Below are 13,001 nucleotides of genomic sequence, written 5' to 3' on the forward strand. Positions count from 1 at the left end.
AGTAAGCGTGATTTTTCTTTTTAGAGACTTTTCAGATGGTTTCTTGCTTATTAAAAACTTCACAAGTCAGCAACCAAACAGATAAAATTCAGCCCCTGTAATTCTCGAAAGAACACAGGGGCTGAATCTATATATGAAAGTAAGGGAGAAGGACTCCCCTACTTTTATTTCAAACAAATTAGATAAACCAACGTACGTAGCAGAAGTCTTGACGGTGTGGAAGCTCCGGATTCTTCGGGAACATACGGTAAGACACCTTGAAGCTACCTGCATTTGACAAGCTGTGTTTAACTTGGAATGTATACAAGTTACCTTCTTTCTTGATGACACTAAACGGTTCTACAGAGTAAACATGTTGTTTGCCGTCTGCAGTTGTGTAAGTAGTAACCAATTCAAGTCCCACTGCATCATTCAAGCCTTTTTCATCGATCACGTAAGTAATAGTATATTCTTTTCCGCTTTCGATGTCACCGTTCTTCAGGTCTTCTACCTTGTCGCAAGATACGATTTCAATAGCATCCCATTTAGCAACCACTTCTTCTTTCCAAGCTGCGATTTCTTTTGCTTTTGCATTATCATTAGCAGCCAAAGTCTGGAAGCGTTTCGCCAGTTTGCAATAGAATTTGCTATAGTAATCATCCAACTGACGCTTCATTGTATAATGAGGAGCGATCTGTGCGATAGAATTCTTCACCACTTTGATCCAGCCTTCAGAATATCCTTTCTTATTACGTGCATAATACAACGGCAAGATTTCAGTTTCAAGAATACTGTAAATAGTAGCAGCATCCAACTGATCCTGATGTTCCTGGTTCTGATAAGTACGTTTTTCTGTCAATGCCCAACCTGCACCTTCACGGTAACCTTCCAGCCACCATCCGTCTAATACAGAGAAGTTAACAACACCGTTCATCAAAGCCTTTTCGCCCGATGTACCGGATGCTTCCAACGGACGAGTCGGAGTATTCAACCAGATATCAACGCCTGAAACCAGACGACGAGCCAATTGCATATCATAATTTTCAAGGAAGATAATCTTACCCAGGAATTCCGGACGGCGAGAGATCTCGATAATACGCTTAATCAAACCCTGACCTGCACCATCGTGCGGGTGAGCTTTACCTGTAAACAGGAATTGTACCGGGTAATCAGGATTATTCACAATCTTAGAAAGACGATCCAAATCGGTGAACAACAAGTGTGCACGTTTGTAAGTAGCAAAACGACGACCGAAACCAATCAGTAATGCATTCGGATTGATCTTATCCATCAATGAAACGATACGGGAAGGGTCTCCCTGGTTCTTCAACCATGTATCGCGGAATGACTTACGGATATAGTCAACCAACTTATTCTTCATAGTCATACGAGTCTTCCAAATCTCTTCATCGGGCACATTGTAGATAGCTTCCCAAATCTTAGGATTAGATTGATCGAACCAGAAATTTTCGTTGAAATATTTAAAGTACAGTTCTTTCCATTCAGTTGCACTCCAAGTCGGGAAGTGAACTCCATTCGTTACGTATCCTACGTGGCTTTCTTCCGGGAAATAACCTTTCCAGATAGAAGAGAACATTTCTTGAGAAACCTTTCCGTGCAGCCAGCTCACACCGTTCACTTCCTGTGAAGTGTTACAAGCAAAAACAGACATACAGAAACGTTCGCCCTTGTCACCCGGATTGTTACGTCCGAGATCCATCAAGTCATCCCAAGTGATACCCATTCTGGAAGGATAACCACCCATATATTTGCCGAACAGGCCTTCATCAAAATAGTCGTGACCTGCAGGAACCGGAGTATGAACAGTGTAAAGAGAAGAAGCACGAACCAACTCGATAGCTTGATCGAAAGTCAATCCTGTAGCTACATAGTCGCAGATACGCTGAACATTGATTAATGCAGCATGTCCTTCATTACAGTGATAAACATCTTTCTTGATGCCCAGTGCTTTCAAAGTCAGGATACCACCGATACCCAACAAGATTTCTTGTTTCAAACGGTTTTCCCAGTCGCCACCATAAAGCTGGTGAGTGATAGGACGGTCGAATTCACTGTTCATTTCATTATCCGTATCAAGCAGATACAAAGAAATACGTCCAACGTTTACACGCCATACGTTTGCATGAACAAAATAATCAAGATAAGGAACGTCAACTATCAACGGCTGACCATTGGCATCCATTACACGTTCGATAGGAAGTTGACCGAAGTTTTGTGCTTCGTAGTTGGCAATCTGCTGTCCATCCATAGACAACGTTTGAGTAAAGTAGCCGTAACGATACAAGAAACCTACCGCACACAAATCAACATTGCTGTCGGAAGCCTCTTTCAGATAGTCACCAGCCAATACACCCAGACCACCGGAATATATTTTCAGGACGCTGCTCAAGCCATATTCCATACTGAAATAAGCGATAGATGGGCGTTGCTCATCCGGCTTCACATCCATGTAATCTCTGAATTTCGTATAAACTTCATTCATTCTTCTTAGAATCACTTTGTCTTTTGCCAGCGCTTCCAGCTTTTCATAGCTCATACGTTCCAACAACAGTACTGGATTCTGTCCACATTCTTTCCAAAGTTCCGGATCTAGATCTCTAAACAGTTCAGTCGCTTCAAAATTCCATGCCCACCAAATGTTGCGTGCGATTTCAGACAACTTCTCCAACTCTTCCGGTATACGTGATTTTACAGTAACCTCTTTCCAGTTGGGAGTATTCACATTACTAACTTTGATTTTCATAATGTTTACGTTTACTTATTGATAAATAATTCTTTCTTAACTCAACTGACGCTTCATAGCATTGCGCAAGGCAATGTCATAAGCCTCATAGTAATATTGTATAAAGTGCTTCCATAAAGCCTGTTCTGCCACTTCGGCAGCACGCTTACGGATTTCCTTCACTTCTTTCTCCGTCTTATCCGCAAATAACGTAATCGTATCTTTAATACCATCCGCTACTTCCGAATAATTATAGTCCGAACGATGCAGCACTTCTACTCCATCATTAATGCCATGCTGGTTCTTCAGGCTGTTTACCCAAAGTCCGAACCCTGCCAGATCAGTAGTGATTGTCGGTACATGGAATGCTACACTTTCCAGTGGAGTATATCCCCACGGTTCGTAATAAGAAGCATAGACACTCAAATCCTGTCCCAGCAATATATCATAATATTCTTTATTCATGATGCCATCACGACCATTCAGATAACAAGGTACAAAAATCACTTTTACCTTATCTTCCGGACGATTGCCCATTCCCAGATATTTCAACATATCCAACACCTGATCATGAGTCATATTATGCAGCCAATGAGTGATAAATGGTACTTCGAGCGGAGTGTCAAACTTCTCCTTGCTCTTCAAACGTCCCTGCAAATCCTCACGGGGGTCTCCTACCCAACCGGGTACATTGATGAATGCCAATACATTCTTATGCAAATTCTTATCCCTGTTCAAGCGGTTTAATGATTCCAAAAATACATCAATACCTTTATTCTTAAACTCATATCGTCCACTGGTTCCGACAATTAACGTATCATCACCCAGATTTGTTCCCAATAATTTATTCGCTACATTGAGCATCAAGGCACGCGCACGTTTACGTTTTCCGGTAAATGTGCTTCCTTTCGGTACAAAATCATCTTCAAAACCGTTCATCAGAACAACATCTGCCGGTTTATCCAGTAATTCCTTACACTCATTATTGGTTATTTCGCTCACCGTCGTAAAACAGTCTACGTAATGTGCAGTCTGTTTTTCAATCGAGTGTTTCGATTGCATGTTCAGTTCTTGCGCCATCTGGTCGCCATTATAAGCAAACAGATAGTCGTACAACGGTTTATGATTACCGGCAATAGAACGACCGATAGAAGTAGCATGGGTCGTAAAAATAGTAGCCACCTCCGGCACAGCTTCCTGTACATAAAGTGCTCCCATTCCAGTCATCCATTCATGCGCCTGATATACCACCTTATCCGTTTCTGTCAGGTTGTAGCGATAGAAACTCTCCACCACTCTTCCCGCAGCGTATGAAAACATAGAAGCTTCGTCGTAATCGCCATAAGCGTGCAACGAATCTACTTGATAACGATTCCACATTTCTGTGTATATATCGTCTTTCTTTTCAAAAAAAGGTTGGAAATCAACAAGAATGACTATGGGTTCACCGGGGATATTCCATCGTCCTATACGGACAGAAAGTTCGTCTTTCTCAAGTGCATGCTTTTTCCAGGCAGCACATAGGTTATCCGACTCGATGAATAGAGGGTTTTCTTTTCCTTGCCATACATCAGGACCTATGAAGAAAATTCTGTCGCGGAACTTTTCCTGCAATGTATTTGCCCGTGTCGACAAGACGGTGTATATTCCTCCCACTTTATTACATACTTCCCAGCTGGACTCGAAGATATAATCGGGGGTTAATAAATCTTTTACCATATAATATATTAAAACTCTTTTTAGTATGCGAGTGCAAAAGTACACATTATTCTTTGAAAAATAATACTTTATGCGAAAAATATGAGTTAAGAAGAGGAAAGAAACGTTGCCCTATAATGAAAAAAGAATATCCCCTTGCACATGCAAAGCTGCATGTACAAGGGGATTGAAACTCCTTTATAGGAAATATTCTTGCTAAAAATTATGCAACGAGTGCACTACCGATCAAGAAGGTTGCAGCCAAAGCAACGATTGCATAAAGCTCGGGGAATACGGCAAGAATCAACGTATTACTAAATACATTGTGTCCCTGTCCGATAGCTGCAATACCGTTTGCACAAACTTGTCCCTGACGGATAGCGGAGAATAAGGCAACCAATCCTAAAGCAATACCTGCACCAAGAACTGCTGATGCCTGGATAGCTGTAATTTCAGGAGTCAAAATGCCGAAGATAGTCTGAAACATGAAATAACCGGCAAAACCATAAAGCCCCTGTGTACCCGGAAGGGCTGTCAATACCAGGAAGTTACCGAATGCACTATCATTCTTCTTCAATGCTCCGATGGCAGCATTACCTGCAATAGTTACTCCGTAAGCACTACCGATGCCCGACAAACCAACCATAATCGCGATGCCAATGTAGGCGATAAACAAATTCATTTCCATAATCTTATTCTATTTTTTATTGTTTAATTCTTAAAATATTAATTCTCTATTTCTAATTTTTAATCTTCAGTTTTTTTAATTTCTGAACGGTTTGTACTCTTTACCGCCTCCTTCATATCCGGAGTTCTTGAAGAACTCAACGAACGTCAGACGCATTGGGTGAACCATTGCACCCAGCACATTCATGAAAATATTGATTGCATGACCGATCACGAAAATCAGCACCATTACAATCGGGCCTGCTATTACATTATCCGGACTCATACCTACTGCCAGACTGTTGAACACTCCCGCCAGAATACCTCCGGAAAGTCCGAGAGCAAACAGACGAACGTAGGACAAAACATCTCCAAGCAAACCAGTAACCATGTTGTATGAATCCCACAATCCCAATCCGATATTCAGGAATATGTTCTTTCCCGGACTGTTATAAAGGAAAATCATAGCAGCTGAAACACCCAGGATTATCAAGTGCACCGTGCTTCCCATCGGCATTACGTCCGGTAACAAAGCTGAAACTGCCATTGAAACCAGCAGGATGATCCATCCGATAGTTGCCACTGCATATTTGAAACCAAACTGAATCGTCTGATTCACAGCTTTCAGTACCATACCGAATAAAATCTGGATAGCTCCCAATATCAACGATAATTGGAACATATCATTATTATCCATCATGACAGCATGTTTCAAGCGTTGCACAATCGGCCAATCCAAATTGTAGATGTTCGCTCCGAAGAACGTACCAGTCAGCAAACCGCAGAAGAACGTTGATACCGCCAATACCTGTATCAATGAGATGATTGACTTCATTGACGGGGTTACTTTCTTCGCCATCAACCGATAGGCCGTAGCTCCCAGGAACAGGAACAAACCATATCCGGAATCTCCCAGACAAAGTCCGAAAAAGACCATAAAGAATGGGGCAAAGAACGGTGTCAAGTCCAACTCATTATACTTCGGAAGCATATACAGCTTACAGATCGGTTCGAACCAAGCAAAGAATCCCTTATTATTCAATCGAATAGGAACATTATCGCCCGGCATCGGATCGGTAATCTCATAATATACATGTGCGTCATTCAGATAAGCCTCTATCTCCACTTGACTGAATGCAGGCGCCCATCCTTCAATCAACATCAGTTTGTCACCGGCAGTCTGCTCGGAACTTAACACAACTTTAGAGAATTCAATCTGACTTTGCAACTCTTTCAGAGCAGCCTTCAAGGAAGGAATATCCGTTTCGGAAAGTGCAACCAGTCTTTTTTCATTCTCTTCAACGGCCTGTTCTGTTGTATTGTAAAGCGTTTCAAGATGTACCAAAGAGTATGCAGGTAATTTAGCCTGCTCTACATCCAAGTCCACTTCCTCTCCGCCTTTCGTTACAGTCACGAAGAATACTTTAGAAGAAATGCGGTTCACAATCATTGCATTGTATTCCGTTTCCCACTCTTCTTTGTAATTTCCTTCCGAACAGCTATAGAAACCGATTACATAACCGGCATCTTTCAGCTTCTGAACATTTGCCGGTTCAAAGTTGCCCCAGGCTTCCAGAGCTTCTTTTTCTTTGGCATAGCTTTGCAACTGCTGCGACAACTTTCCATGCTCTGTCTGTAAAGCATCCACTTCGTCCAGCACTTGCATTCCACGGGCAGCCGTTCCTCCTTCCGTAGCAATCACGGCATTCTTTTCATGCTTCTGGTTCTGAAGCAACTTCAAGGTAGCCGCCAAACGGTTGGAAAGACGAATATTATCCTGCAACTCCGTGTTATCGGCAGCCCCCTGTTGTTTCTCCACAATGTGGACTACACCAAGCTCCCGCAGACTGTTCAGGAATTCTTCATATTCTTTGTGATACACCAGAAAGGTGAGTTTCTTCATTTTTGTAATCATGCCTCTACCTCCTTCCTTTTTTCTTGATGGGACTTCATGATCTTTTGCGAAGATTTCGACAGGTTTTCTTCATCTTCCATAAATCGCTTGATCTTTCGCAATGCATCCTGATAGCCCGGTATCTGCACCTTCTCAAAAAGGTTCACCTTTTGAGTGGTCTTTTTCCTTGCATGTTCTAACAAGTTCAGCTTGGCGAGCATAAATTCACGTTCAATTGCCGTATGAGCCAGCTCTTCCAACAGGTGGATACCGTCGGCATACCACTTGGGAGCATTAAACATACTGTACGGACGTATCTCGAATTCTACATTCTCGAGCAACGGTACGCGCACACCCGCAATCTTTTTCACGCCAAGATGAACATCATTCACCTTTATTAATGAAGCGTCAAACTCATTCCAAAGGGCGAACATGGCTTCATAGGCTTGAATTTGTTGTTCGAGCCTATCCTCCAGATCGGCAGCTTCCGTTTTACAGCGTTTCACTTCCATGCGGAGGGCGCTTTCCTTATTCTTAATGATAGGAAGCGTACGCACCCGCACTTTCAGTTGCTTTTCGAGCTGCTGAAGAGAGGTTTTGTTATATTGAAACTTTATAGCCATCTCGTTGATTTACTAATTTAACGATTTACAATCAGGCGATTGAAATTACTTCTTATAAACATAAATAATCCACAAATTTCAACCGTAAATGGTAAATCGTCTAATCGTCTAATTATTTTGTTTTGGCCAGTATTGATCCACCAAGTCTTTCTTGATATTCACTTCTTCCGGACGGAAGTATTTACCGAACAAGCCCCAGGCAACGTCCAGCATTTCAGTTGTATCAAGGTTAACATCAATAGCCAATAACTGATTGGAATAGTCCTTCGCAAAAGCCAACGTACGTTCGTCGTAGTTTGTCAGGTCGAAACCATTTTCCATCTTCGTCTTAGCGTTAGCGGCATCGGCATAAAGACGTACGGCAGCATTCATCACCTGCGGATGGTCTTTACGCGTCTTCTTACCGGTAACCAGCTGTTTCAAACGAGACAACGAACGGAACGGGTCAACAATAACCTTACCAATATCACTATCACGACGCAGGAACAACTGACCTTCTGTGATGTAACCCGTGTTATCAGGCACAGCGTGAGTAATATCTCCACCGGACAAAGTAGTCACCGCAATAATGGTGATTGAACCGCCAGAAGGGAACTGCACCGCCTTTTCGTAAATCTTTGCCAAGTCCGAGTAAAGTGATCCCGGCATAGAATCTTTAGACGGAATCTGGTCCATACGGTTGGATACGATTGCCAACGCATCAGCGTAGCTCGTCATATCGGTCAGCAGTACCAGCACTTTCTCATTATTATTTACTGCAAAATATTCAGCAGCAGTTAATGCCATATCCGGAATCAGCAAACGTTCTACCGGCGGGTTTTCGGTCGTATTCATGAAACTCACGATACGGTCGAGCGCACCGGCATTAGAGAACACATTCTTAAAATACAGGTAGTCATCATTCGTCATACCCATACCGCCGAGGATAATCTTATCCGTTTCAGCACGTAAGGCCACGTTTGCCATTACCTGGTTGAACGGTTGGTCCGGGTCGGCAAAGAACGGAATCTTCTGACCGGATACCAATGTATTGTTCAAGTCGATACCGGCAATACCCGTTGCAATCAGTTCCGACGGTTGTTTACGCCGAACCGGATTCACAGACGGACCACCAATTTCCACTTCCTGTCCTTCAATGTCCGGACCTCCATCAATCGGGTCACCGAAAGCATTGAAGAAACGTCCGGCCAGCTGCTCACTCACTTTCAATGTAGGCGATTTACCGAGAAATACTACTTCGGCATTGGTCGGAATACCTTCCGTACCTTCAAATACCTGCAAAGTGACATCGTCACCGGCAATCTTTACCACCTGTGCCAGTTTACCGTCCACGGTGGCAAGCTCATCATACCCTACTCCTGTCGCTTTCAACGAACAAGTAGCCTTGGTAATCTGAGTAATCTTGGTATATATCTTTTGAAAAGCTTTTGTTGCCATCTTACTTATTTACGATTTAACAATTTACGATTTACGATTGAAGTTTCCTCTCTTCAATCAATTCCTTCAGTTGTTTCTGGAATCCTTCATACTGTTCTGATTTGAACTTCGAATAGTTCATCTGCTTACAGATATTAATCATCTTCTTGAAGTAGTCCATTACTTCGTTGAAGTTATCAAATTCAAATTCCGTATGACAGATGTCGATTATCATATTCAGAATGTCTTCCTGACGTTCCATCGGAGTTACCGCGTCAATTTCGTCAAAAGCATCCTGTTGCAGGATTACAAAGTCAATCAATTCAGATTTCCAGAAGATCACGTGATATTCTACCGGCACACCATCGTCACCGAGGATATTGATCTGTTCGGCAATTTCCTTACCACGCTGTAAACGGGTCTTAAGTTCATTTACCTTTCCGATCCATTCATCATTGATATGACCTTTGATATACTCTTCAAATTCCGGATATTCGATATATTTTGAATAAGAATCAATCGGATTCACTGCCGGATAACGTTTTTTATCGGCACGGTCCTGTTCCAATGCATAGAAACAACGGGCTACCTTCTTCGTATTTTCAGTTACCGGCTCCTTCAAGTTACCACCGGCAGGAGATACCGTACCGATAAATGTAATAGAACCCGTTTCGTCATTGCTCAGTTTTACATATCCCGCACGACCGTAGAAGTTAGAGATAATAGCCGAAATATCCATCGGGAAAGCATCTGGTCCAGGCAACTCTTCCATACGGTTGGACATCTCACGCAGAGCCTGTGCCCAGCGGGAAGTAGAGTCGGCCATCAACAAGACTTTCAATCCCATTGAACGGTAATATTCCGCCAGTGTCATCGCTGTATATACAGATGCTTCACGGGCAGCAACCGGCATGTTGGAAGTATTGGCAATAATAATAGTACGCTCCATCAACTTACGTCCTGTGTGCGGGTCTACCAGTTCGGGGAACTCGGTAAAGATTTCCACCACCTCATTCGCACGTTCACCGCAAGCTGCAATGATAACGATATCCGCTTCCGCCTGCTTAGAAATAGCATGCTGAAGCACCGTTTTACCTGTACCGAACGGACCGGGAATAAATCCCGTACCACCTTCCACAATCGGATTCAGCGTATCAATCACACGTACACCAGTCTCCAACAATTTGAAAGGACGCGGTTTTTCCTTATAATTCGTCATCGCACGTTTTACGGGCCATCTCTGAATCATAGTTACAGGAATATCATTACCTTCTTCGTCTGTCAGAATTGCGATGGTATCTTCTATCTTATAATCACCTTCCGGCATGATTGTTTTTACGGTAGCCGTTCCCTTCATAGTGAACGGGGCCATTATTTTCAACGGCTGAAAGTTTTCATCCACCTGTCCCAACCATGCAGAAGCCTGCACTTTGTCACCTACATTCACCAATGGTACGAAATGCCATATACGCTCTTTATCCAACGGATACGTATATTGTCCTCTCTTCAGGAAAACTCCGTCCATCTTGTCGAGGTCATTTTGCAAACCATCATAGTTTTTCGATAACATACCCGGACCTAATGTCACCTCAAGCATGTGTCCTGTAAATTCGGCTTCGGCGCCCACTTTCAGTCCACGGGTACTTTCAAACACCTGGACATATACATGTGAACCTACAACCTTAATCACCTCCGCCATCAACTTATCGCCACCGGTCGAGATATAACAAATCTCATTTTGAGCTACCGGTCCGTCAACGACGAGGGTCACCATGTTGGCAATAACGCCACTAACAGTTCCTTTTGTTGCCATATATTTTTTTTATTTTATTATCTGAATTCTGCAGGAATCTGCACTTCGTTCTTCAGCGACTCAATAATGCTTCTGAACAACTGATTACCTCTTTCCTTATCCAGTGAAATCCACCTTTCAATCATTTCCAGCTTCAGCAGGAAAGCAAAAATACGCTCAATAGTGAAATAGTCGAAGAAAATAGCATCCTCCATCCAGTTCCACCGCAGGGCATCCAACTTCTTCTCACGCTCCACCAGTTCTGTAATCTCACTGATTTTCACTAACGATTCAAAAACATCCACTTCACCGGACAGTCCGAAATCGCGGGCACTTGATGTACGCAATGCTTCGCATACTTCCGTATTTCCCACAACATTGGAAGCAATATCCCACTTGAATTTACGGCTGGTAAATGCAACAAGAATATTATTGATGTTCAGATTGAATTCAAACCAGGCAGAAACAAACTTATTTCCACACTTCATGGCATACTCATAATACAAAGCAGCCAGATGATCTTCGTGCAAAGTCGTACTTTCAGCCGGAGTATTCAAATAATCAGTTATAAAAGTGGAGAGATAAACCGGAAATTCTTTAGGACTGATTTCTCCGCCTTCTCTCAGAACAGAAATATATTCTGTGAGTTCTTCAGCAGAGTAGTTTCCCCGTTTGTCGATTTCCGCTTCTTTATCTTTGAGAAGTTTCAGCACATTTGCATTATCAAACTTCAGATAAAACAAGTCGATCAACTTCCGGTCTGAAGCAGACAATCCATTGTAGATTTCAGTTTTAAAATCGGCTACTGTATAGCTCAGCTTACTGTCTTCCAGTGAAAGTTCCGGCAAACCTGCTACCAAGTAATAGTACTTACTACTCATAGTCGCTTTTTTTAAAATAGCATTTCTACTAATTGAGGACGCAAGAACGCTTTGAAGTAATTCATGAATTCTTCTTCTCCGAAGTTCACCTTATACGAACCGTCCGCCGGAGAAACGGTAAACAGAGTCTTGATACCATTTACTTGCTGGATAGTCACTCCCTTGTCTAATAAAGCTTTTGCATGAGCTGCAAAATATTTTTTCAGTGATTCCGCATCGGCTGTTGAGATGACGATAGGTTCGTCTATGCTCCATTTGGATGCCAATGCTACGATAAACGCGTTCAGATAATCTTTATCCTGAGCGAAATCTTTCACGGAAGCGGTTATCAACTTATCAGTTACCATTGTAGCGACTTCAGATTTGAGCGCATTCACAGCCTGACCGGCAAATAGTTTTAACTCTGATTTAGTATTTTCTGCTAACTCATCAGCAGATTTACGAGAGGAGTTTACAATTGATTCCGCCTCTTTACGGGCATCCTCAATGATTTTCTTAGCTTCTTCCTGAGCATTCGCGATAAGTCTTTGCGCTTCCTCGTTTCCTTTTTCCACGCCTTCACGATAAATCTTATCGGTCAACTCTTGAATTTTGTTTTCCATATTAACAGGAGTATTTAGTATTATTACTATATTAACTATGTGTCCTTTCTCAGATTCTCGCCAAATTTACAAAAATCAATTTGATAAAAAAGAGAAAGAAGAAAAGAAAAAAGATTCGTTTGCAAAAAAATCACAGACCTACACCTATTTTGTTCCACTTTTGCCCTTTTCCTATTACTAAATGACACATTTCCGGATTTTTCAAACCGGAAAACAAATATAAGGAATCCAAAAGATATTTGAAAACAAATATATATTGAAAGCGACAAACAGGATATTAATACAAGATTAAATAACAAAAGCTATTGGTATCACATTTGGCATTAGTGAATACTGCTATCCTATTTGCGGAAGAAGAGAAGAGGTTATCTTTTATCCGTCCTTAAAAACAGCCCCTCTTGATTCATTGATGGATCTTTTTGCAAAGTACCAAAAACAGAAAGCCCCTTGATTCGTTGCTGAATCAAGGGGCTTCTCTAAAAACGGCGGCTACCTACTCTCCCACTGTTACGCAGTACCATCGGCGTGACGAGGCTTAACTTCTCTGTTCGGAATGGGAAGAGGTGGAACCCTCGTGCTATAACCACCTGAATAAGGTTATGACATGATGAAAAGTAAAATCTCAAGTTCATTACTAGTATGTTTCTGTTCTCTGTTTCCAGTTTCTGTATCAGTAATCCGCTAAACGTATATACCCAACCGGTACA

General features: G+C 42.2%; 9 protein-coding genes and 1 rRNA gene. All 10 read right to left on the reverse strand.

Going from position 1 to position 13,001, the window contains the following annotated elements; translation table 11 throughout:
- Positions 1-178: 178 nt before the first annotated feature.
- Complete coding sequence (locus tag BSAG_RS05985; RefSeq protein ID WP_004316772.1) at positions 179-2,743, reverse strand: glycosyltransferase family 1 protein; 2,565 nt, start codon at positions 2,741-2,743, stop codon at positions 179-181.
- 36 nt (positions 2,744-2,779) lie between these two features.
- Complete coding sequence (locus BSAG_RS05980; RefSeq protein WP_008019765.1) at positions 2,780-4,441, reverse strand: glycogen/starch synthase; 1,662 nt, start codon at positions 4,439-4,441, stop codon at positions 2,780-2,782.
- A 202-nt stretch (positions 4,442-4,643) separates the two neighbouring features.
- Entirely contained in the window at positions 4,644-5,108 is a 465-nt protein-coding gene (locus BSAG_RS05975; protein WP_004316776.1) for a V-type ATP synthase subunit K, read from the reverse strand.
- Positions 5,109-5,183: 75 nt separating this feature from the next.
- Positions 5,184-7,001 carry a V-type ATP synthase subunit I gene (locus BSAG_RS05970; protein ID WP_004316777.1) on the reverse strand — a complete coding sequence of 606 codons (1,818 nt, stop codon included), beginning with the start codon at positions 6,999-7,001 and terminating at the stop codon, positions 5,184-5,186.
- Positions 6,998-7,603, reverse strand: a complete 606-nt coding sequence (locus tag BSAG_RS05965; RefSeq protein WP_004297640.1) for a V-type ATP synthase subunit D — start codon at positions 7,601-7,603, stop codon at positions 6,998-7,000. Before BSAG_RS05965 ends, BSAG_RS05970 begins: the two co-directional genes overlap by 4 nt.
- A gap of 108 nt (positions 7,604-7,711) precedes the next feature.
- On the reverse strand, positions 7,712-9,040 hold the full coding sequence (locus tag BSAG_RS05960; protein WP_004297639.1) for a V-type ATP synthase subunit B: 1,329 nt from the start codon (positions 9,038-9,040) through the stop codon (positions 7,712-7,714).
- A 31-nt stretch (positions 9,041-9,071) separates the two neighbouring features.
- On the reverse strand, positions 9,072-10,832 hold the full coding sequence (locus BSAG_RS05955; RefSeq protein WP_004316778.1) for a V-type ATP synthase subunit A: 1,761 nt from the start codon (positions 10,830-10,832) through the stop codon (positions 9,072-9,074).
- 17 nt (positions 10,833-10,849) lie between these two features.
- Entirely contained in the window at positions 10,850-11,692 is an 843-nt protein-coding gene (locus BSAG_RS05950) for a DUF2764 domain-containing protein (RefSeq protein WP_004316779.1), read from the reverse strand.
- Positions 11,693-11,703: 11 nt separating this feature from the next.
- Positions 11,704-12,294 carry a V-type ATP synthase subunit E family protein gene (locus BSAG_RS05945; protein ID WP_004316780.1) on the reverse strand — a complete coding sequence of 197 codons (591 nt, stop codon included), beginning with the start codon at positions 12,292-12,294 and terminating at the stop codon, positions 11,704-11,706.
- Positions 12,295-12,774: 480 nt separating this feature from the next.
- Positions 12,775-12,885, reverse strand: a 5S ribosomal RNA gene (gene rrf / locus BSAG_RS05940).
- Positions 12,886-13,001: the final 116 nt, after the last annotated feature.

The sequence above is a fragment of the Bacteroides sp. D1 genome (assembly GCF_000157095.2).
GTDB lineage: Bacteria > Bacteroidota > Bacteroidia > Bacteroidales > Bacteroidaceae > Bacteroides > Bacteroides xylanisolvens.